Annotated in this window: 21 protein-coding genes; 7 read left to right on the forward strand and 14 right to left on the reverse strand. The window is 70.5% G+C overall.

Going from position 1 to position 21,326, the window contains the following annotated elements; translation table 11 throughout:
* From ACZ7CF_RS18880 to ACZ7CF_RS18905, 6 genes are all read right to left on the reverse strand, one after another.
* Nucleotides 1–3,075, reverse strand: a 3,075-nt coding sequence (locus tag ACZ7CF_RS18880) for an NACHT and WD40 repeat domain-containing protein (protein ID WP_470370127.1), incomplete at its 3' end; no start/stop codon positions are given.
* On the reverse strand, nt 3,072–3,563 hold the full coding sequence (locus ACZ7CF_RS18885) for a toll/interleukin-1 receptor domain-containing protein (RefSeq protein WP_470370128.1): 492 nt from the start codon (nt 3,561–3,563) through the stop codon (nt 3,072–3,074). The genes ACZ7CF_RS18885 and ACZ7CF_RS18880, both read right to left, overlap by 4 nt.
* A 112-nt stretch (nt 3,564–3,675) precedes the next feature.
* Complete coding sequence (locus ACZ7CF_RS18890) at nt 3,676–4,029, reverse strand: hypothetical protein (protein ID WP_470370129.1); 354 nt, start codon at nt 4,027–4,029, stop codon at nt 3,676–3,678.
* A 69-nt stretch (nt 4,030–4,098) separates the two neighbouring features.
* Nucleotides 4,099–4,401, reverse strand: coding sequence for a hypothetical protein (locus ACZ7CF_RS18895; protein WP_470370130.1), 303 nt, complete (start codon nt 4,399–4,401; stop codon nt 4,099–4,101).
* Nucleotides 4,402–4,635: 234 nt separating this feature from the next.
* Nucleotides 4,636–5,112, reverse strand: a complete 477-nt coding sequence (locus ACZ7CF_RS18900) for an SRPBCC family protein (protein WP_470370131.1) — start codon at nt 5,110–5,112, stop codon at nt 4,636–4,638.
* Nucleotides 5,109–5,435 carry an ArsR/SmtB family transcription factor gene (locus ACZ7CF_RS18905; RefSeq protein WP_360394942.1) on the reverse strand — a complete coding sequence of 109 codons (327 nt, stop codon included), beginning with the start codon at nt 5,433–5,435 and terminating at the stop codon, nt 5,109–5,111. The genes ACZ7CF_RS18900 and ACZ7CF_RS18905 overlap by 4 nt, the downstream gene beginning before the upstream one ends.
* A 104-nt stretch (nt 5,436–5,539) precedes the next feature.
* Between ACZ7CF_RS18905 and ACZ7CF_RS18910 the strand changes: the two genes are divergently transcribed.
* Both ACZ7CF_RS18910 and ACZ7CF_RS18915 read left to right on the forward strand, forming a co-directional pair.
* On the forward strand, nt 5,540–6,277 hold the full coding sequence (locus ACZ7CF_RS18910; RefSeq protein WP_470370132.1) for an META domain-containing protein: 738 nt from the start codon (nt 5,540–5,542) through the stop codon (nt 6,275–6,277).
* A 97-nt stretch (nt 6,278–6,374) separates the two neighbouring features.
* Nucleotides 6,375–6,791 carry a DoxX family protein gene (locus ACZ7CF_RS18915; protein ID WP_470370133.1) on the forward strand — a complete coding sequence of 139 codons (417 nt, stop codon included), beginning with the start codon at nt 6,375–6,377 and terminating at the stop codon, nt 6,789–6,791.
* Here the strand turns inward: ACZ7CF_RS18915 and ACZ7CF_RS18920 are convergent.
* The 3 genes from ACZ7CF_RS18920 to ACZ7CF_RS18930 all read right to left on the reverse strand — a co-directional run bounded on the left by ACZ7CF_RS18920 (nt 6,772) and on the right by ACZ7CF_RS18930 (nt 10,313).
* Nucleotides 6,772–7,467 carry a TIGR03089 family protein gene (locus ACZ7CF_RS18920; protein WP_470370134.1) on the reverse strand — a complete coding sequence of 232 codons (696 nt, stop codon included), beginning with the start codon at nt 7,465–7,467 and terminating at the stop codon, nt 6,772–6,774. The genes ACZ7CF_RS18915 and ACZ7CF_RS18920 overlap by 20 nt on opposite strands.
* Nucleotides 7,468–7,477: 10 nt before the next feature.
* Entirely contained in the window at nt 7,478–8,695 is a 1,218-nt protein-coding gene (locus tag ACZ7CF_RS18925; RefSeq protein ID WP_470370135.1) for an LCP family protein, read from the reverse strand.
* Nucleotides 8,696–8,765: 70 nt separating this feature from the next.
* On the reverse strand, nt 8,766–10,313 hold the full coding sequence (locus ACZ7CF_RS18930; RefSeq protein WP_470370136.1) for an LCP family protein: 1,548 nt from the start codon (nt 10,311–10,313) through the stop codon (nt 8,766–8,768).
* 128 nt (nt 10,314–10,441) lie between these two features.
* On the opposite strand from ACZ7CF_RS18930, the gene rfbB reads away from it, so the two are divergent.
* The gene (gene rfbB / locus ACZ7CF_RS18935) at nt 10,442–11,428 is read left to right on the forward strand and encodes a dTDP-glucose 4,6-dehydratase (protein WP_360394958.1); all 987 of its coding nucleotides are present in this window, start codon (nt 10,442–10,444) and stop codon (nt 11,426–11,428) included.
* Nucleotides 11,429–11,434: 6 nt separating this feature from the next.
* Entirely contained in the window at nt 11,435–12,265 is an 831-nt protein-coding gene (rfbD, locus tag ACZ7CF_RS18940) for a dTDP-4-dehydrorhamnose reductase (protein WP_458430309.1), read from the forward strand.
* Nucleotides 12,266–12,535: 270 nt separating this feature from the next.
* Here the strand turns inward: rfbD and ACZ7CF_RS18945 are convergent, their stop codons facing one another.
* Genes ACZ7CF_RS18945 through ACZ7CF_RS18965 form a run of 5 tightly spaced genes read right to left on the reverse strand, consistent with a single transcriptional unit; the run spans nt 12,536 to nt 18,193 of the window.
* The gene (locus ACZ7CF_RS18945; protein WP_470370137.1) at nt 12,536–13,621 is read right to left on the reverse strand and encodes a glycosyltransferase family 4 protein; all 1,086 of its coding nucleotides are present in this window, start codon (nt 13,619–13,621) and stop codon (nt 12,536–12,538) included.
* Complete coding sequence (locus ACZ7CF_RS18950; protein ID WP_470370138.1) at nt 13,621–16,107, reverse strand: glycosyltransferase; 2,487 nt, start codon at nt 16,105–16,107, stop codon at nt 13,621–13,623. The genes ACZ7CF_RS18945 and ACZ7CF_RS18950 overlap by 1 nt, the downstream gene beginning before the upstream one ends.
* Nucleotides 16,108–16,110: 3 nt before the next feature.
* On the reverse strand, nt 16,111–16,662 hold the full coding sequence (locus ACZ7CF_RS18955) for a hypothetical protein (RefSeq protein WP_470370139.1): 552 nt from the start codon (nt 16,660–16,662) through the stop codon (nt 16,111–16,113).
* Nucleotides 16,659–17,291, reverse strand: a complete 633-nt coding sequence (locus ACZ7CF_RS18960; RefSeq protein ID WP_470370140.1) for a hypothetical protein — start codon at nt 17,289–17,291, stop codon at nt 16,659–16,661. The genes ACZ7CF_RS18955 and ACZ7CF_RS18960 overlap by 4 nt, the downstream gene beginning before the upstream one ends.
* Entirely contained in the window at nt 17,291–18,193 is a 903-nt protein-coding gene (locus ACZ7CF_RS18965; RefSeq protein WP_470370141.1) for a glycosyltransferase family 2 protein, read from the reverse strand. Before ACZ7CF_RS18965 ends, ACZ7CF_RS18960 begins: the two co-directional genes overlap by 1 nt.
* Nucleotides 18,194–18,213: 20 nt before the next feature.
* Here ACZ7CF_RS18965 and ACZ7CF_RS18970 point away from each other — a divergent pair, with 20 nt between their 5' ends.
* The 3 genes from ACZ7CF_RS18970 (at nt 18,214) to ACZ7CF_RS18980 (ending at nt 21,287) form a co-directional block, all read left to right on the forward strand.
* Nucleotides 18,214–19,188 (forward strand): glycosyltransferase family 4 protein, encoded by a 975-nt coding sequence (locus tag ACZ7CF_RS18970; protein ID WP_470370142.1) that lies wholly within the window; start codon nt 18,214–18,216, stop codon nt 19,186–19,188.
* 79 nt (nt 19,189–19,267) lie between these two features.
* On the forward strand, nt 19,268–20,395 hold the full coding sequence (locus ACZ7CF_RS18975) for a glycosyltransferase family 4 protein (RefSeq protein ID WP_360395659.1): 1,128 nt from the start codon (nt 19,268–19,270) through the stop codon (nt 20,393–20,395).
* Between the two features lie 46 nt (nt 20,396–20,441).
* The gene (locus ACZ7CF_RS18980) at nt 20,442–21,287 is read left to right on the forward strand and encodes a glycosyltransferase family 2 protein (protein WP_360394981.1); all 846 of its coding nucleotides are present in this window, start codon (nt 20,442–20,444) and stop codon (nt 21,285–21,287) included.
* Nucleotides 21,288–21,326: the final 39 nt, after the last annotated feature.

Below are 21,326 nucleotides of genomic sequence, written 5' to 3' on the forward strand. Positions count from 1 at the left end.
GGTGGCGTTCCAGGTGCGTGCGGTCTTGTCGCTGCTGCCGGTGAGAATGTGGGTGCCGTCGGGTGACCAGGCCACGGAGTTGATCAAGCCGGTGTGTCCGGTGAGTGTGTGGAGTGGTTGTCCGGTGGTGGCGTTCCAGGTGCGTGCGGTGTTGTCGTCGCTGCCGGTGAGGATGTGGGTGCCGTCGGGAGACCACGCCACGGATCGGACCCAGTCGGTGTGTCCGGTGAGTATGTCGAGTATTTCTCCGGTGGCGGCGTTCCAAGTGCGTGCGGTGCCGTCGTAGTTGCCGGTGAGGATGTGGGTGCCGTCGGGGGACCATGCCGCTGCAAGGACCAGACCCATGTAATGAGCGAAACGCCGCAGGTTTCGCCGTTCAGAGCCGTCGGCAACAGGTGCGGTAAGAAGACCGGGTGCTGGCTGGGCCGGCGGAGTGCAGAGCAGCAGTTGTGTTCGGTAGACCTTTGTATCGCTGAGATCGACATCGTGGATGGTGCAGCGGCGAAGCACCGTGCCCACCGCGTTGGTGCCGCTCCACGACGACCCGGTGAGCACCGACTCGTGAAACTCGGCAAGGCTGACGTCGGCTTCGACGAAGTCAGCTCCGGCGAGGTTCACGTTGTGGAACCTGGAACCGCGCAGGTTTGCCCCGGTGAAGGTCGCGCCGTTCATGGCGAGCAGACCTGCCTGGTCCTTCTGCCCGAAAGTCCACTCCGCCAGCGCTGCTCCAGCGAGATCGACTCCGACCAGCGACTGCGAGGGGTAGGCGTGCTGCTGAGCGTGGAGCGCATACGCCAGCGCGAGTTCTGATGCCTGCGGCTGATAGCGGCGTCCAATCGCGTGCAGAGCAGCGACCGCATCGTCCGGCTCAGCGGCGATCGACTGACCGAGGAAGTCCAGCGTCTCCGGGCTCGGCACCGGCATCGCGACCGCGTCGGCGCCGCGACCGCCGTGGATCTCGCCCAGGGTGCGGAACAGGTACCGCGCCAGGAAGTACTCGAAGAGCGACCGGTGGGCGAACCGGAAGGCGTCCTCCTCGCGCTTGAGGAAGGTCGCCGTCCGGAAGTCCGCGGTCCAGAGGTCGGGGAGATACTCGCGGTAGTGGTGCAACAGGGTCGGTCGCTGGTTGAGCGCCCCCAAGAGCCAGTCGTCGACCTCGGCGGGGGTCCACTCGTTCTTGCCCGAACGCCACAGGCCGGCCGCGATCTCCTCCATCAGCAGGCGTTTGTGGTCGGGCCGAAGGGTGTGCTTGCCCTCGTCGCGTGCGATCCAGCGGTCCACGACCTCGGAGTAGATGTCGACGGACCGCAGCGTCCGGCCTTCCAGCTTGGCCTTCTCGATGAACTCGACCTGGTCGGCGATCAGTCGCAGGGTGATGGGCCGCTGGGAAAGTTCGGTCAGGTTGTGGACGGCGCCGATGGTTTCCAGGAACCGGTCCACCCACTCGTCGTCCCGGCCGAGGTTCCCTTTCAGGTACTCCCGCACCTGCTCCTCGCGGAACGGGAGCATCAGCAGCGCCAGGTAGTCGCTGCCGCGCAGGCCTTTCCGGGTCTCGCCGGTGAAGAAGTTGACCTCGTCGCGGATCGTGCGGAAGTACTGTGTGCGGCACGTCAGCATCATCTTGGCCGAAGAGTCGGCTGGCAGCGCCCGCCACAACTGGCGGGTGAACAACTGCCGGTCGTGCGGGCTCAGGTGCACGAGGACTTCGTCCAAGCCGTCGAACACGATCACCGCGTTGCCCTGGTCGAGCTGGTGTCGCACCACGGACGCGTTGAGCCGCTCGGGGGCCACGTCGGGGCGTCGGGTCGCGTCGAGCATGTTGTCCAGGATGCGGTCCAGCGTCAGTGCATCGCTGAGTCCGGTGATGCGCACGTCGCGCAGGTCGAACAGGATCGGCATCGGTGAGGACGGGTTCTTCTGGTGCAGGTCGAGCAGTTCCCGGGTGAACAGCTTCGCGGTCGTGGTCTTGCCCATGCCGACATCGCCCAGCAGCGCACACAGCCTCGGCGAACCTTCGCTGTCGTCCATGGCCCACTGGATCAGCCGGTTGACTGCCCGCAGCGGGGTGCCGCCGTCATGCTGGTTGCGGTCTCCGAGCGACGAGTCCTGGAGTGAGGTCTCTTTCAGGTCCGCGTGCACCAGGTAGACGCTCTCCCCACGCGACTGCTTCTTGACGTGATCGACGAGCGCGGACACGTCCGGCTCCGAGCGTCGCTTGTCGGCGAACGCCGTCTGCTGGACGAGGCGCGTCAGTTCGTTGATGAAGTCGGTGCGTTGGGAGGAGGTCTTGAGCTGGTCCCAGGGCTTGCCCAGCGAAGAGATCTCGTGGTGCTTCAACGGTTCCAGCTTGACCGGGCTGCTGAGCGGCAGAGCGCTCAGGGTGGTCGCCACCAGCTTGTGCCGCAGGCCGAACACCCGCTGGCGTTCCGGGGAGTCGTTCAGGTAGTTCGGACTGATCAGGACAACGCAGACGTCCGCCTCGGTGCAGAGCCGTTCGTGGGCTTCGGCGACGTTCTCGCCCACGCCGACCGAACGGGAGTGCTTGACCTCCCACCCCGGCCCCTCAAGCGTGCGCAGCGCCGCGTCCAGCTTCTCGATCAGTGAGCCCGCGCTGCGGGCCGTGCCGCCGGTCGTCGGGTAGAAGCTGACGTACAGCCGCAGCCGCCGCGACTTCCCGAGTTCGGTGACCTCGGGTGCCACCGGGCTGACGATGCCGATGTCGTCCGCCGCGTCCTTGGAGAACGCGACAAGCCCCTTGTCGATCGGGTTGCCCGCGAACCACCCGTGCCGGTGGTCGGGCGAGGTCTTGTGCGAGTCGAGCTCCAGCACCAGGTCCACGCCGGCCTCGGCGGCCAGCTTGTTGACCTTGTTGCGGAAGTCGCGGAACGCGTCCTGCGCCTGGGTGTCGGTGCCGGTGAAGCCGCCCTCGTCGAGGGCGGCGCGGAACGGGAACCGGTTGTCCTCGCCCACCAGGTCGCGGATCGTCGTCAGGCGTGCCGTCTGCATCGTCGTGAGCGACGGCTTGAGAGCGTTGATCCGGTCGGTGATCTCGGCGGGCTGCAGGGGAGTCGTCACGCTGCGGTGTATCCGTTCTGGCCGAGGGCGCGCCGGCGGATCTCGGTGGCGAGGGTGACGGCGAACTCCGCGCGCCGCGGACCGGTGACAGCGCTGTAGCTCTTGCCGTCGCGCGAGAAGATGTTCAGCTTGTCCAGGCCGCAGAAGTCGGCCCCGTCATCGAACGGCGGCAGGACGCCGAGCATCACCGGCAGCGCGCCCTTGTCGGCCTCCGGGCCCGCGAACCTCGGCAGCTCGTGCTCCAGGATGTATGGACTGACCAGGTAGTGCGTGGACATCAGGAGCAGCCCGAAGTCGCACTCGTCGATCCGGTCGACGATCGCGGGCGTGAACTCCTCGCCGACCATCAGCCGGTCGTCGCCCCACCACTCGACGTCGAGGTCGGTGAAGAGTCGCAGCGCAGGGCGGAGATCGTGCAGCAGGTTCTCCTTGGCTGCTTTGTCACGCCGACACCAGCTCAGGAAGATCCGAACCGTTTGGGGCTTCATGACACAACGATAGCCCCGGATCACTCCGGATCAAACTCCGGATCGATCCGAGGTATCGCTAAGGTAGATAAAGCCTGTTCAGTAGACCCTTTGTCATTCCAGGCCGGGTGGCTCAGCCCGCCACGCACGTCCCCAGCGCGTCACCGATCGCCGCCTTCGCCCCCACCACGCACTCCGCGTCCGCCGTCACCGACTTGTCCGACTCCTGCTGCGCGAGCGCGATGACGATGTTCATCAACCGCACCGCGTCGTTGCTCCCCGCCGCCTCCTGCACCGCCGCGTTGCGGGCGTCCTCCGTTGTGCAGCTGAGGTCAGTGCCGATCGTGTCCACGCGCGGCAGCCAGAGCGCCTTCTGGCCGGCGGGGCACGGCTCGACCTGCCAGCGACCTGCCGGCTCGGCGTCGGCGTGGGGAGTCAACAGTGCGGTGCTCGCCGAGAGGGCGAGCGCTACGAGGAAACGGCCCATGCGGCGAACGTAACGCGCCTGACCTGCCACGACAGGGGGAATCGAGGTCACGGTCGGGTGCCGCGGAAGCTACCCAGCGACATCAACGGCGACCGGGGTGAGGGTGCCGGGGCGGTACAGCGAGCCGCGTACGCCGGCGATCGGATGGTGGCGGACGCGCACGGCCACGACGCCCTTGCGCAGTGACGGGCACAGGCGGTCTCGTCCCGGTCGGCGGGGTTGCCGCACACCTGGCACAGCAGCCGTTCCATCGCCCGCCGTTGCCGTTGCGGGCGGAATCGGGGTCATCTCGCTCGCCTCGACCGGCCGGTTGCCCGAGGTGAAGGCCGCGCGGACGATCAGGAACACCGGAGTGCCTTGGGTGAGTTCCAAGGCGTCCCGTTCGGGTTCCCGTGCTCACCCTCGGCCAGGCGAAGGGCTTCGGCGATCAGCGCGGGTGGTGATGCCTCGATGTCGACCGTGACGTTCTCGGTCCGCTGCCGGGTGCCGACATCGGCCTTCTAGATGGACAGGCCGGAGCTGAAGCCGATCAGGCGACACGCGCCTGATCGGCCTGAACTCGCGCACGAAAGTTCCGGCGCCGCGACGATCGGACCTTCGGTGGCCTCAGAACGTCGGCAGCAGCTCGGACAGGCGCTCGTAGCTGCGCCCGGCCCCGTCCGCCATCCCCGTCGCCAGCACCGCGTCCCGCGCCTCCTGCGACCCCAGCTCCATCGTCGACACCATCGTCGTCCGCCCGTCCTCCTCGGTGAACGTCGTGGTCACGGTCGCCGGCGGGTTGTCCTCGAACTGCTCGGTGTGCACGATCCGGGTGTGCGGCTCCAGCTCCACGTACGAGCCGTGGATCTCGAACGCCTCGGAGCCGTCGGGCTGGGCCCAGCCGTAGCGCCACCTGCCGCCGACGGCCAGGTCGATCTCGCAGATCGGCATCTCCCAGCCGTCGGGGCCGAGGAGCCACCGGCGGACCAGCGCGGGGGTGGTGAACGCCTTCCACACCAGCGCGGCCGGCGCGTCGAACGAGCGGGTCATGGTGATGGTGCTGGCGGTCGGGGTGGTGACGGCGGTGCCGTAGGTGGTGGTCATTCCTCGTTCTCCTTCATCTCGGTCAACAGCGCGTCCAGGCGGGCGTAGCTCGCGTCCCAGAAGCGGCGGTAGTTCTCGGCCCACACGGCGACCTCCTGCAACGGTGTCGCGTCGAGCTGGCAGGGGCGCCACTGGGCCTCCCTGCCGCGGGTGATCAGGCCTGCCTTCTCCAGCACGCGCAGGTGCTTGGAGATCGCCGGGCCGCTGATGTCGAACGGCTCGGAGAGCTCCTTCACCGTCGCGGGGCCCTCGGTGAGCCGCGCGAGGATCGCGCGGCGCGTCGGGTCCGCCAGTGCGGCGAAGGTGGCGCTCAGCTGGTCCATCTCGTACCTAACCGATTGGTTATCTAACCTCTGGGTTAAGTACGCCAGATCGTCGGCGAGATGTCAAGGGCAACCGCGCCTGCACTCCGTTCCGTCCTGGGGGCATGAGACTTGTGCCGGTTGTCGTCGTCCTGCTCGCGGTCGCCGGGTGCGGTGGGGTGGCGGGGAGTGCGGACTCGTTGCGCGGCAAGGTGTTCGTGTCGACGTCGGTCAGCGACCGGCAGCTCGTCGAGGGCACGTCGGTGGAGCTGCGGTTCACCGACGACGGGCGGTTGGTCGCGCGGGCGGGGTGCAACATGATGCAGGGCCCGGTGGACCTCGGCGGGGGTGAGATGGAGGTCGCCGACCTCTCCAGCACGGCGATGGGGTGCCCGAAGCCCGAGCTGCACGAGCAGGACGAGTGGTTGTCGAAGCTGCTCAGCGCCACGCCGGACTGGCGGCTCCAGGACGCGAACCTGGTGGTCACCGGTGCGGGCGGCGAGATCGTGCTCGCACCGGAGGCGCCGGCCCGGCTCGAAGGCGGGGAGTGGCGGGTCGACACGCTCGTCTCCGCCGACGCCGCCTCGTCGGTGCCGGGGGCGGTGCCGGCCACGCTCAAGTTCGAGAACGGCCGGGTCGAGGTGTTCACCGGCTGCAACTCAGGTTCGGCGTCCTACCGGGTGGACGGGAGGGCCATCACGTTCGAGGGGCTCGTGCACACCGACAAGGTGTGCGGCCCGGACGAGGCGCTGGTCGAGAAGGCTGTGGTGGGGGCGTTGCAGGGGGAGGTCAACTACGAGGTCGAGCGCAGCTCGCTCTCCCTGACGAACACGCAGGGTGACGGCATCCAACTTAAGAAGTAGCTGTTGGAATCCTGTCGAAATCGTGAGGTTGTTCAAACCTGCACTAGTTTTGGTTCGAAGTTGAACAGCTGAACGACAGGATCGGGGAGCACCAACCATGGTCAAGGACGTCACCGCGCTGATCGGCCGGATCGGCATCGGCACCGTCTTCATCGCGCACGGCTGGCAGAAGTTCGCCCAGTACGGGCTGGACGGCACCGCCGCGAGCTTCGAGAAGATGGGGGTGCCGGCGCCCACCCTGTCGGCGTGGTTCGCCGCGATCGTCGAGCTCGTCGGTGGCGTCGCGCTCATCGCCGGTGTCGCGCTGCCAGTTGTCGGGGTTCTGCTCGCGCTCAACATGCTCGGCGCGTGGCTGATCGTCCACCTGCCCAACGGCCTCATCGGCGAGGGCGGTGCCGAGCTCGTGGTCGCCCTGGGTGCGGCGGCGCTCGCGCTCGGCTTCAACGGCGGCGCCTACGCGCTGGACCGCGTGCTGTTCAAGAACAACAGGGTGCTCAACCCAGCGGCAGCGTGACGCTGACCCTCTCGACGTCCCGGCGCGCGGCCAACTGGCCCGCGTCGGGGTTCGTCACCTGCACCAGCGAGCCACTGGCCGCGAGCACGGCGAGAAACCCTTCCAGCACATCGGAAGGCGAGTTCCACTCCAGAGTGGACAGCACGCGCGGCTGGTCGCCCAGCGCCTCGCCGAGCTCGCGCGCCCGCGCCACCAGCTCGTCCACAGTGGACTCATCGAGCGCCGGGGCGGAGCCTGCGACCGCGTCCCACGGCGTGAAGTCGTCGCCGTGCACGCGCACGTCGTCGTTGTAGTCGACCGGCGCGCCCGAGCCCAGGCCCATGGGGTGCAACGAGGCCACGGCCACCACGTCGGCCTCGGCGGAACCACCCGGCGGCACCACGGCCACTTTCACGTCCGCGGCGTCCGCGCTCATCACCACGTGCGCCCCGCACCACCAAGCGCCCAGCAGCACGCCCGTGGTCTGCCAGTGCGCGGGCAGCAGCACCGCCACCCGGTCGCCCGGCTCGACGTCGTGCTCGTCGCGCAGCCAGTTCGCCGTCTTCGCCGCCCAGTTCGCCACCGTCGCGCGGGACAGCTCGACCCTGGTGCCCGCCGCGTCGTCGTAGTGCGTGATCAGCGGGCGGCCGGAGTCGGCCTTCAGCAGCGGCGTGAAGAGGATCTCGGTCACGCTCACGGGCGAACTCCTAGTCGACGCAGGGCACAGACGGTTGCTGCGCTGCCACGGCACGGGCGCCGTCCAGCGACAGCAGCCTCTCACCGCCGAACCGCGACGGCGTGCTCGGGGTGGTGGACCCGGTGGGGGCGGCGGAGGTCGTCGACGGCACCGGCGCCGTCGTCTCACCGATCAGCTGGCGCACCCACGCCTTCACGGCCTCGCGGTCCACCGTCACGACGCTCTGGCCGCGTTCGTTGCGGAAGTCGATGTTCGTGACCGGGATCGTGGCGAACTCCACGTTGCCCGTCGCGAGACCCTGCGCCTGCGTCGCCAGCGTCGCGATGTCGAGCTTCTGGTCCACGACCACGGACTTCGACACGGCGTCGAGCAGGCCGTTCAGCTTGGCCGGGTCGGTGAACGTGCCCGCGGACAGCAGCTGCTTCATCGCCTGCGACATGAACACCTGCTGGCGCGCGATGCGGCCCAGGTCACCGCCGGGCATGTTCCGCTGCCGCACGAACGACAGCGCGTCACCGCCGGAGACCGTCTGCTCGCCCGCGCGGAAGTTCGCACCGGAGTTGGGGTCCGACGTGCCGGCCTTCAGGCACACCCGGACGCCGCCGATGACCTCGGTCAGCAGGTAGAAGCCGTAGAGGTTGATCTCGGCGTAGTGGTCGACGCGCATGCCGGTCAGCTCCTGCACGGCCTGCACCAGCGCCTTGCGCCCCGCCTCGTCCGACCGGCGCTCGCGCTCGGCCTGGTCGCTCACGCCCTCGGCCTGCAACCGTTCCGCCGTCAGGTACTTCACCGCGCCGTACGCCGAGTTGATCTTGTCCTCGCGGTAGCCGGCGATCGGCACGTACGTGTCGCGGGGAATCGAGATCGCGCTCGCCTTGCCGCCGTTGCGCGGCACCCGCAGCACGATGACGGTGTCGGTGTTCACGCCGTCGGTGCTCTCGGTGCGCAGCTTGCGCAGCACGTCCGCGGGCAACGGCCGGCCCTGCGCGTCCGTGCGGCTGTCGCTGCCCACGAGCAGGATGTCGACGGCGCCGTCCTCGACCGGCGGCGAGTTCGGGACGTCCTCCAGCACCTCGAGGATCTGCGTGGTGTTGGTGTTCTGCTTGACCAGCCGCAGTGCCGTCCAGAAGTACCCGGAGAACACCAGTGTTGCCACCGCGACCAACGCGACCACCGTGCGTCCGGTGACCAGGAACGCCTTCCTGGCGCGCGATGCAGCGCTCAACACGGGTTCCTTCCAGTACGGGTTTCGAATGCACAGCGTAACCGCCGAGAACCGGTACCGCAGGGATTTCCGGTCAGTTGACGCAGACGAGACCACCCGCGGTGATCGGTGGTGTGCTGCTCGTCGCGGTCGACGGGGTGCCGGGCGCGTTCTGCGCCTCGACGTCCTCGCCGTCACCCTCGTCACCGTTCGAAGTCGTGTAGTCGGTGCCGACGTGCACCTGCACCTGTCCTGTTCGGACCGACTTCTCCTCGGCGACGGTCACGTTCGGCCCGAGCTCGGCGGCGACCTTGCGCGCCGCCCCCTCCTCGCCGGCCGCGTAGAACACGACGGTGGCGTCGCTGATCGGCGCCGTGAACGCCTGCCCGCGGGTGAAGCCCTTGGCGACCAACGTGTTCAGCACCTCGCCCGCGAGACCCTGCCGGTTGGCCGCGTTGTAGACCTGCACGGTGATCGCGGAGTTCGGCGGCGCGGGCAGCGTGGTCGTGGGCGTCGGCGGGGTGCTCGACGGCTTGTCGCCGGCCAGGCCGGTGATGAACTTCTTCACCTGGGCCGGGTTCACCGGCAGCACGTTGCCGTCACCGTAGGTGTCCATCGGGTCGCCGACCGGGATCGTGCGGAACTCGATGTTGCCGCCCACCAGGCCCTGCATCTGCTCGGCGAACGTGGTGATGTCCCAGCCGTCGCTGAGGATCACGGACTTCTGGATGGCGGCGATGAGCGCGGAGAGCTTGCCCGAGTCGGTCAGCGTGCCAGTCGAGAGGACCTTCTTCGCGAGCGCCCCGATGAACACCTGCTGGCGCACGATCCGGTCCAGGTCCCCGCCGGGCAGGTTCTGGCGCTGCCGCACGAACGACAGCGCCGAGCGGCCCTCGATGAGCTGCGGGCCCGCCGCGAAGTCGGCGCCGGAGTCGCGGTCGCTGGTCGGTTCCCTCAGGCACACCTCGACGCCGCCGATGGCCTTCGTGACCTCGTAGAAGCTCGCGAGGTTGACCTCGGCGTACCGGTCGATGCGCACCGAGCCGCCGGTCATGCCCTCGATGGTCTTGATCAACGTCTTGCGGCCGGCGGCCATCGACTCGTCGCGGATCAGCTTCTCGTCGGTGACGCCCTTGTTGCGCAGCTCCTGGTCGACGGTGTTGCGCTGGCGCGCGAACGCCGAGTTGAGCTTGTGCTTGCCGAACCCGTCGGCCATCTCCACGTAGGCGTCGCGCGGGAACGAGATCGCCACCGCACGCGTGCCGTCCACCGGGATGTGCACGAGGATCATGGTGTCGGTGTTCTGCTCGCCGTCCGGGATGCCGCCGTTGAGCAGGGCGAGCGCCTCCTGGGACAGCGGGTTGCCCTGCGCGTCCGTGCGGCTGTCCATGCCGACCAGCAGGATGTCGACGGCGCCGTCGAGCGGCTTGCGCCCGGCGTCCTTCGCGATCTCCTGGTCGATCACGTCCGTCTTGGTGATGCCGTCGTTGGCGCTCTTGTACTGCGCCCAGCCCACCGACGTGACGAGCAGCACACCCGCTGAGACGAGTGCGACGAAGATGCGCCCCGTGACCAGGAACGCGCGGAAAGCGGGCGACGGGCGGGTGACCGTGACCCGTACCGGCAGACCTCTGCCTTCCACTGCTGGTTCCTCCCCCACCACACGGAGTTTAGTCGTTTATAAGACAAACGACGTGACATTGCTGTGGGTTGCACCGATGGACCCCATGACAGACTGCAAGTGGTGGAACACCACGAGAGGAAATGAGCATGCGCGTACTGGTGACAGGTGGGGCCGGGTTCATCGGCTCGCACTACGTGCGGGAGTTGGTGAGCGGCTCGTACCCGGCCTTCGCGGGTGCCGACGTGGTGGTGCTCGACAAGCTCACCTACGCGGGCAGTGAGACCAACCTGGCCCCGGTCGCCGGCCGGTTCGAGTTCGTGCGCGGCGACATCTGCGACCCCGTCGTGGTCGCCGAGCAGATGCGCGGCGTCGACGTGGTCGTCCACTTCGCCGCTGAATCGCACGTGGACCGCTCCATCACCGGTTCGGCGGACTTCGTGCTGACGAACGTCCTCGGCACGCAGACCCTGTTGCAGGCCGCGCTCAACGCGGGCGTGGGCCGGTTCGTGCACGTGTCGACCGACGAGGTCTACGGCTCGATCGAATCGGGTTCGTGGGACGAGGCGCACGCGCTGGAGCCGAACTCGCCGTACTCGGCCTCGAAGGCCTCCTCCGACCTGCTCGCGCGGGCGTTCCACCGCACCCACGGGCTGCCGGTCAGCATCACCCGGTGTTCGAACAACTACGGCCCGTACCAGTTCCCGGAGAAGGTGATCCCGCTCTTCGTCACCAACCTCATCGACGGCAAGAAGGTGCCGCTGTACGGCGACGGCCTCAACGTGCGCGACTGGCTGCACGTCGACGACCACTGCCGCGGCATCCAGCTCGTCGCCGAGGGCGGCCGGCCGGGCGAGGTCTACAACATCGGCGGCGGCACCGAGCTCACCAACCGCGAGCTCACCGAGCGCCTGCTCGCCGCCACGGGCCGTGACTGGTCGTCCGTCGAGCCGGTGGAGGACCGCAAGGGGCACGACCGGCGCTACTCGGTCGACATCTCGAAGATCGCCGCGGAGCTGGGGTACAAGCCGCAGGTCGACTTCACGACCGGTCTCGCGGAGACCGTCGAGTGGTACCGCGCGCACCGCGAGTGGTGGGAGCCGCTCAAGGAGCGCGCGGCGCTGGCGAAGGGCTGAGCCGGCGTGATCCTCGTTCCCGGAGGCCGTGGTCAGCTCGGCCACGACCTCGCCGCGCTCTCCGCCGACGTCCACGCGGCGTCGTCGGCGGAGCTCGACGTGACCGCGGTGACCGCCGACGACGTCCGCGGGTACTCGGCGGTGATCAACTGCGCCGCCTACACCGCGGTCGACGCGGCCGAGACCGACGAGGACCGTGCGTTCGCGGTGAACGCCGTCGGTCCCGGTCTGCTGGCGCGCGCGTGCGCCACGGCCGGCATCCCGTTGATCCACGTGTCGACGGACTACGTCTTCCCCGGCGACGGCACGCGCCCGTACGAGCCCACGGACGACGTCGGCCCGAAGAGCGCCTACGGCCGCACGAAGCTCGAAGGCGAACGCCGGGTGCTCGAAGAGGGCGGCTGGGTCGTGCGCACCTCGTGGGTGTACGGCGCGAACGGCTCCAACTTCGTGAAGACCATGGCGGCACTGGAGTCTTCGCGCCCGTCGGTGTCCGTTGTGGACGATCAACGCGGTGCGCCGACGTGGTCGCACGACCTCGCCGCCGGTCTCCTCGAACTGGCGGCCGTGCTGCCGTCCACGCGCTTGCTGCACGCGGCCGGCGGCGGCGAGACGACGTGGTTCGGCCTCGCCCAGGCCGTTTTCGAGGAACTGGGCGCCGACCCCGCGCGCGTCACGCCGTGCACCACCGCGGACTTCCCGCGGCCGGCGCCCAGGCCCGCCTACTCGGTGCTGTCGGGTGCGGCGTGGGCAGCAGCGGGACTGCGCCCGTTGCCGCACTGGCGCAGCGCCCTAACGGCTGCATTCCGGGCGGGTGTGGTCGCTCCGCGTGCCTGAGCTGGTCCATTGGGGTGACCGGTCTGGTCTGGCCGTGGGCGATGCGGGAGCCTGTTCGGCATGGTCGATTCCGGGCGCAAACCCCAGCGTCCCGCGACAACGGATTCCGACAGGCAGCGCTTCCTGCGCTGCGTTGCCGTGGTGACGGGCTCCCGACAGGCGTCGCAGAGCCAGCTCGACAGGTACGCACCGGGGCCGCATTCCCGGTGACGTGGACGACGTGGTGGGGCGTCAGGACTTCCTGACGCCCTCACGCAACAGCACAGGACGTCAGGCCTTGCTGCGCCGGTACGCGCCCAGCGTCAGCTCCGCGCACCGCCGCCACGTGAACCCCGCCGCGTGCGCCCGCCGTTCCGCCTGGGCCGCCGGGGTCGCCGGTGCCGCAACGGCTTGCGCCAGCCCGGCCGCCAGCGCCTCGACGTCACCGACCGGCACGTGCAACGCGTGTCCGCCGGCCACCTCGCGCAGCGCCGGCACGTCCGAGCACACCACGGGGACGTTGCACGCCAGCGCTTCCAGCACCGGCAGCCCGAAGCCCTCGTCGCGCGACGGCAGCACCAGCGCGGTCGCGCCCGCCACCACCGAACGCAGGTGCACGTCCGACAGGTACCCGGTCCGCAGCACCCGTCCGTCCACACCGGACCGGCCGGGGCCGACGATCACCAGCGGCGGCAGCGACGGGTCGGACGCGTGCGCCTTCGCCAGGTGGTCGAGGCCCTTGCGCGGGCCGTCGGCGCCGACGAACAGCAGGTACTCCGACGGCAGCCCCAGCCGGCCGCGCAGCGTCGTGGTCGGGGGGCGGGAGGCGAACCACGCCGGGTCGACGCCCAGCGGGGTCACGACGACCTTGTCCAGCGGCACCGAGAACCGGTCGGCGACGACGTCGGCGACGGCAGCGGTCGGCGTGCAGATCACGTCCGCGCGCTGGGCCGAGAGCCGCACGAGCTCCGGCAGCCGGGCGTCGGAGGCCGGCAGGTCACCGGGGCTGTCCAGGAACGCGAGGTCGTGGATCGTGACGACCCCGCGGGCCCTGATCGTGGGCGGCAGCACGAAGTTCGTGGCGTGCATGACGTCGGAGAACCCGGCCAGCAGCTCCACCGGCGGGAACGGCGCGCGCAGCCACAGCTGCCGCAGCGCCCGTGCCGCGACGGGCAGGCCGCGGGCCGTGACGTCGTGCGGCAGCACCGTCCGCAACGCGCGCCAGCCGCGCAGGGTGAACGCCACCGCACGGACGTCGGCCTCGTCCGGCATCGACGCCAGCTCCTCGGCCAGCGCCGCCGTGTAGCGGCCGATGCCGGTCCGGTGTCCGAGCAGGGGAGTGCCGTCGAGCAGCACCGAAAGGGGTTTGCGAGCCATCAGCCACCGCCACGCGCGATCTTGCGCAGACGCCCCGTCGCCCGCTTGGCCAACTCCGTCGGGCCACCCGCGTCCAGGTACTCGCGCACCAGCCGCAGGTCCCGCTTCACCTTGTCCGCCTTGCTCAGCTCCGGCGTGCGCACCAGCGGCGCCGAGCCGGGCAGGCGGTCCGCGGCGGGCCTGGGGTTGCGGCAGAACTCGGCCAGCGGCGCGAGTGCCGTCTCCCAGGTGTACCGCTCGCGGACGACGGCGATGCGTTCACGGCACCCGGCCGCGAACTCCTCGTCGTAGAGCACCGTCTCCAACGCGTCGGCCAGCGCCTCCGGGTTCTCCGGCGGCACCACGACGCCCAGTCCCTCCCGCGCCACCAGGTCCGCGAACGAGTCGCCGGACGTGGTGACGATCGGCAGCCCCGACCACAGGTAGTCGAGCACCCGCGTGCGGAACGCGAACGTGGTCTCCACGTGCTCGTAGTGCGTGGTGACGCCGCAGTCCGCGTCCAGCAGCCAGTTCTGCCGCTCGGTGTAGGGCACCCACCCGTCGTTGAAGAACACGTGCTCGCCGGTCAGCCCCAGCGACGCGGCCAGGCCGCGCGTCTGTCCGGCGATGTCCATGTCCGGCACCTCGGGGTTCGGGTGCTTCATGCCGAGGAAGTACAGCTTGGCGTTCGACCGCCGCTTGCGCAGGTGGTCCATGGCCTCGACGAGCGTCAGCGGGTCGAACCAGCTGTAGACGCCGCCCGCCCAGATCACGACCTTGTCCGCGTCGGTCACGCCCGGCACGACGCCCTTGATCGCCGGTGCGGTGCGCTGCGGCGGCTTGCCCGACAGTCCGAACGGGACGATGCCGAGCAGCGACTGGGTCGTGGGGTCGTTGTCGTACAACGTGGGCGTGAGCCGGCCCAGCGACGCCAGGTGACCCAGCCAGAAGTGCCGCTGGCGTTCCGACGCGCACAGGAAGAAGTCGCCGCGTTCGAGCTGGGTGTTCAGCACGCGCGTGACCGTCTTCAGGTCCAGCGCGCGCTTCTCGTCCGTGTCGTCCTTGCCCTGTTCCAGCAGTTCCAGGTGCATCGGGTCGTACATGTCGCAGACCACGATCTTGGTCGACGACTTGCGCTTGAGCTCCTGCACCATCTCCAGCGCGTGGCCCTGCAACACGACCACGTCCGCCCACGCCACGTGCGGCGGCAGCTCCTTCGGCCGTGCCCGCTCGACGGCGAACGGCGCGTCCGGCGGTGCGCACAGCGGGTTCGTGGTGACCAGCCGCACCTGGTGCTCGCCGGACAACACGTCCGCCATGTGCCACGCGCGGATCGCCGGGCCCGCCATCCGGTCCGAGATCGCGTCACCGGTGATCACCAGGACCTTGCGCGGCTTGCCGAACACGTCGTCCAGGCCCAGTACCTCGACGAGCACGTCGTGTGCCGCCAGGTAGCGCGGCAACGGGTACGCGGGCTCCAGCGCCTTGCGCATCAACGGCACCAGGTCGGTGTCGGAGAGCCGGCGCTTGGCCTGCTCCACCTTCCGCGACTCGGCCAGCGACGGCATCAGCTCGACGAACTGGTCGATCGCGAGGAACCCGGCGAGCGCCTGCCGCGACACCCCGACCGGTTCGCGGTCGAGCGCCGGGTCCGCCGGCCTGCGGGTGATCTCCAGCTGGGTGGGGTCGATCTCGCCGCGCGCGGTCGCCCTGCGCACGCACAGCGCGAGCGCCGCGGGCAGCACCTTCGCGAGCGTCTCGTCGGAGAAGTTCTTGTAGAGCGCCGCCAGGGCGTTGCGCTCCAGCAGGTACAGCTCGCGGCTGTGGTCGATCGAGCTCATCGACGCGTGGTGGCGGTGGAACGTGAGCGACGCGGGCTCGTAGCGCACCCGCCAGCCGCGCAAGTTCATCCGCCAGCCGAGGTCGACGTCCTCGTAGAACATGAAGAACCGCTCGTCGAACCCGCCGAGCTCGCGGTAGACCTCGGCCCGCACGAACAGCGCGGACCCGGTGCCGAACAGCACGTCCCGCGGGCCGTCGTGGCTGCCGTCGTCGGGCTGGCCCGCGTGCCGCTTGTAGCCCATGCCGAACCAGGTCAGCCCGCCGTCGACGAAGTCGATGTTCGCGCCGTCCCAGTCGAGCACCTTGCTCGCGACCGCGCCGACCGCCGGTTCGGAGTGGAAGACCCTGATCGCGGCCTTCACCCAGTTCCTGTCGGCACGCGCGTCGTTGTTCAGGAACGCCAGCACGCTGCCCGTGGCGTGCTCGACGCCGAGGTTGCACCCGCCGGCGAACCCGAGGTTCTGCTGCGAGGTGACGATCCGCGCGCCCGGCAGCTCCCGCGTGAGCCGCTCGGTGTCGTGCGCCTCGTTGTCGACGACGACCACCTGCAGCAACTCGGCCGGGTAGTCGAGCTCGGCGAGACCGCGGACGCAGGTGATGGTGTCGTCCGCGCCCTGGTAGTTGACGACGACCACCGAGACGACGGGCAGAGAGGCTCGATCCACGCGCTAAGCCTGCCTCATCACTCTGCGCGCCCGCAGGCTGGTCGCACAGATCAGCAGGAGCAGGACCGCGACCGGCACGCCGGCCACCCAGCCCACCGACCAGTCGTTGCGGTCGGCGAGCAGCGGCCGCATCCACTCGTGCCGCAGCACGGTCGCCGGTCCCGGCGGCAGCCGCTTGTCGGCGTCGCCCTGCACGACGATCGTGAGCCGAGCACCGTCCGGGCACAGGACGCGGTGCGCGTGGACGGGGTTGTCCTGGCCGGCGACCTCGTCGACCCGTTCGACGACGCACGTGTCGCGGTGCGCGAACACGTCCATCAACGCGCGGTGACCGTCACCGGCCAGCACCGCCGTGCCCGGCACCAGCACCATCAACGCGGGCAGCACCAGCCACGGGTCGCTCAGCTCGCCGATCCCCCACGCGAACGCGCACGCGAGCAGGCAGCCGGGGACCATCACCGCGAGCCGGTGTTCGTCGGGCACGACGGCACCCAGGACGGCGGCCGCGGCGATGCCGAGCACGCCGGCCACGATCAGCGGGACGGGCCGGCTCATGGCCGTTTCCTGAGGGCCCTGGCCAGTGGCACTAGTGCGATCATCACCAGGGGGACGCCCGTGACCACCCAGAGGTTCCACCCGCCCGGCTCCGCGAACACCGGCCGCGCCGGCGGACCGATCCTGACCTGGGCCTCGTGCCCGCGGAGGCGGTCGGGCCAGTCGCGGCTCAGCTCGACCTCGCCGCTGGGACAGGTCAGCACGTAGTCGACCGACGGGTACTTGGTCCGTGGGTGCTCGACGGCCTCGGTGACCGCGCATTGCTCCGTGTGGCCGATCTCGTCCATCACCACGCTGTGCCCGCCGAACGTGAGGACGAACGGCGCCGCGAGCCCGACGGCGAACGCGGGCAGCGCGACGGCCTTGCGCTCGCCCAGGGCGCTGACGCCGAGCGCGAAGGCGAGCCCGCCGAGCAGGCCGACGAGCAGGAAGCCGACGTCGACGGTGATGCCGAGAGCGGACCCGGCCAGGACGGCCGCGCCGCCACCCGCGACCAGCCACCGGGCGAGGCGCTGCTGCACCGCGTCGAGCGCGCGCCGGTGCGCCGGTTCCTCGGGGTCGTGGACGGCGCGTGGCTCGCGGCTCGGGCCGTTCCTCGTGCGGACCGGTCTGCGCTTGCGCCGGGACATCACCGGCCGGCCCATTCCCGCCAGACGCGCCGGCGGCCGGCCGTCGTCGTGATCCGCGCCCGCTGCCACAGCGACGCCGGCAGCCGCACCACCACCTCCGCGAGCACCCGGACGCGCAACCCGACCCGGAAGTTGGCCGCGTCCGGCACGTTCTCCCGCAACGGCAGCAGCGCCGTGATCGCGGCGAACCGCCCGAGCTGGGAGAGCGCGACCGGCATGGGTGCGCAGCGCAGCAGCATCAGCAGGCGGTTGCGCTCGTTCCAGCGGTGGAACAGCACCGAGCCTGGCCTGGTCGACGCGCCGTGCCGGTGCCGCACCCGCGCCGGCCCGACCGAGATCACCCGGTGCCCGGCCAGCCGCAGCCGCCAGGCCGTGTCGGTGTCCTCGTAGTAGCAGAAGAAGCTCGCCGGCACCCCGCCCACGGCCCGCAGCACGCCGGTCCGCAACAGCGCCGCCCCGCCGCAGAACCCGAACACCTCGCGCCCGGCCAGCACCACGTCCCGGCCGTACCCGTCGGCGGTCAGCGCGACGCCCACCGACTGCGTCGAGCCGTCGGTCAGCTGGATCGACGAGGTGGCCGCGGCCGCGCCGGGGTCACCCTCCAGCGCCCGCTCCAGCTCGGCCAGCCACGACGGGTCGGGCACGGCGTCGTCGTTCAACCAGGCGACGTACGGCGTCTCGACCATGGCCAGCACCGCGGCGAGGCCACCGGCGTAGCCGCGGTTCGACGACAGGCGCACGACCTCGTGCCCGCTGATCAGCGCTGCCGTGCCGTCGTCGGAGGCGTTGTCGACGACGATCGTCCTGTGTGGACTCTTCTGGGCGGAGAGGGCGTCCAGGCAGGCCGTGACGTGGTCACGGCCGCGCCACGTCACGACCACCACGGTGCTGAGCGGCGACACGGCGTGAGACGGTACGCGACGTGCCCGAGCTGGTAGTGCTGACCGAGCAACTCAACGCGCCCGTCCCCGGCGGGACCGGCCGGTACACCGCGGAGCTGCTCCGCGCCCTCCGCGCGACCGCGCCCGGCGGGTGGGGCGTGAGCACCGCCGCCACGGCCGGCGCCGACCGGAACCTGCGGGTGCCGCGGCGGGTGCTGGTGGCGCTGTGGGAGCGCGGTCTTCCGCCACACCTCGGGCCGCACGTGCACGCGCCGACACCGCTCGCACCGCGCGCGGGGGCCGTCGTGACGGTGCACGACGTCGTGCCGTGGACGCACCCCGAGACGCTCACGCCGCGCGGGGTCGCCTGGCACCGCAAGGTGATCACGCGCGCGGCCAGGGAGGCCAAGGCGCTGGTCGTGCCGACGAGGGCGGTCGCCGACCAGCTCGCCGAGCACGTCCCGGTCGAGGTCCCGGTCCACGTCGTCCCGAACGGCGTCACGAACCTCCAGGCGACCGGCAGGCCGGCGGACCTCCCCGACACCTACGTGCTCGCGATCGGCACGATCGAGCCGCGCAAGGGGTTCGACCTCCTCGTGCGGGCCACCGAACGGCTGCGCGTGCCGCTCGTGGTCGTCGGGCCGCAGGGCTGGGGCGGTGTCGACCTGCGCGCGCCGCACGTCCGGCTGCTCGGCGGCGTCAGCGACGAACGGCTGGCATCGGTGCTGGCCGGGGCCACCGCGCTGGCCGCGCCGAGCCTCGCGGAGGGGTTCGGGCTGCCGGTGCTGGAGGCCATGGCGGCGGGCGTGCCGGTGGTCCACTCCGACGACCCGGCGCTCGTGGAGGTGGCGGGCGGAGCGGGCACCGCGGTGCGGCGCGGCGACCTCGCGTCGCTGACGGAGGGGCTGCGGGCGGTGCTGGCCGACCCGGACCACACCAAAGAGGCCGGGATCACTCGCGCGAGTGAGTTCACCTGGGAAAAGACTGCGCGCGGTGTCTGGGCAACCCACATGTAACCACGTAGTTGATGCATTCGGTGTAAGTGGGTTTCGCGATGACCGTACGCTGCTGACCGTGCCGATCGTCGAACCCAGCGTGCTGATCGACGCCACCGCCGTGCCCGCGGACCGAGGTGGCGTCGGGCGTTACGTGGATTCGCTCGTCGCGGCGCTCGACGCGGACGGCGCCAAGCTCTCCGTCGTCTGCCAGCCGCGTGACGAGGACCTCTTCACCAAGATCGCCCCGAACGCCCGCGTGCTCCGCGCCGCCGACGCCGTCGCGACCAGGACAGCACGCCTGACCTGGGAACAGACGACGCTGCCGCGGCTGGTGCGCACACTGGGCGTCGACGTGCTGCACTCGCCGCACTACACGCTGCCGATCGCGAGCAAGGCCGCGTCGGTCGTGACGCTGCACGACGCGACGTTCTTCACCGACCCCGTGCTGCACTCGTCGGTCAAAGCGCGCTTCTTCCGCGCGTGGACCCGTGCGTCGCTCAAGCGCGCCGACCTGTGCGTGGTGCCGTCGCAGGCCACCGCGGACGAGCTGGTGCGCGTGGCCGGCGCCGACCGCAGGGCGTTGCACATCGCCCAGCACGGCGTCGACACCGAGCGCTTCCACCCGCCGTCGCCCGACGAGGTCCTGAACGTGCGGACCGCGCTGTCGCTGGGGGAGACGCCCTACGTGGCGTTCCTCGGCGCACTCGAACCCCGCAAGAACGTGCCGGCGCTCATCCGCGGCTTCGCCCAGGCCGTCGCCGGCCGCCCGAACCCGCCCGCGCTGGTGCTCGCCGGCCAGCCCGGCTGGGACAGCCAGGTCGAACGCGCGCTCGACTCGGTCCCGCACCGCATCCGCGTGATCCGCGCCGGCTACCTGCCGTTCGAACAGCTCGCCGGCTTCCTCGGCGGCGCGCAGCTCGTCGCCTACCCGTCGCTCGGCGAGGGCTTCGGCCTGCCGGTGCTCGAAGCGATGGCGTGCGGCGCCTGCGTGCTCACCACCCGAAGACTGTCGCTCCCGGAGGTGGGTGGCGAGGCGGTCGCGTACTGCGGTGTCGGAGCGGGTGACATCGCGGCGGCGATCGCCGAGTTGTTGGACGACCCGGCCCGCCGATCGTCGCTGGCCACGTCCGGTCAGCAGCGCGCGAAGGACTTCTCGTGGGCCGTCAGCGCCGAACGCCACCGGCTCGCCTACGAGCGCGCATCGCTCATCCGCCACCGCCGCTGACGGTGCACGCGTTTTCGCGCAACACCGAACCACTATCGTGTCGCGCGTGAACTACGGCGACGGACTAGGTGTCGTGACGGTCACGTACTCGCCGGGCGAGACGCTGGCACCGTTCGTGGACACCCTCGCGAAGGCGACAACGCGCGACATCAGGGTGATCCTCGCCGACAACGGCTCCACCGACGGCGTGCCCCAGCAGGTGGCCGCCGAACGCGAGCACGTCACCTTCGTGCCCACCGGGGGCAACCTCGGCTACGGCGGCGGAGCGAACCGCGGCGTCGCGGCACTGCCCGCCGACGTCGGCTGGATCCTGATCTCCAACCCCGACATCGAGTTCTCCCCCGGCAGCGTCGACACGCTGATCGACGCGGCGGCCCGCTGGCCCCGCGGCGGCATGTTCGGCCCCCTGATCCGCGAACCCAGCGGTGAGGTCTACCCGTCCGCGCGGCTCCTGCCGTCCGTCGGGCGGGGCATCGGCCACGCCCTGTTCGCGGTGGTGTGGCCGGGCAACCCGTGGACGCGCGCCTACCGGCAGGAGCAGGAACCCGTCGAACGCGTCGCCGAATGGCTGTCCGGGTCGTGCTTCCTGATGCGCAGGGAGGCGTTCGACGCGGTCGGCGGGTTCGACGAGAGGTACTTCATGTACTTCGAGGACGTCGACCTCGGTGACCGGGTGGCGCGGGCCGGGTGGGTCAACGTGTACGTGCCCGACGCGGAGGTCGTGCACATCGGCGGCCACTCGACGGCGCGGGCGTCGGACCGGATGCTGGCCGAGCACCACCGGTCTGCCTACCGGTACCTGGCGGACCGGCACCGCGGGGTGCTGTGGGCGCCGTTCCGGTGGGCGGTGCGAGCGGGGCTGGGGGTGCGGGTCCGGATGCTCACCCGGTGACGTTCGCGGACTGACCGCGGGTGATCCCGCTCACCCAGG

The organism is Lentzea sp. NPDC036955 (assembly GCF_055608005.1).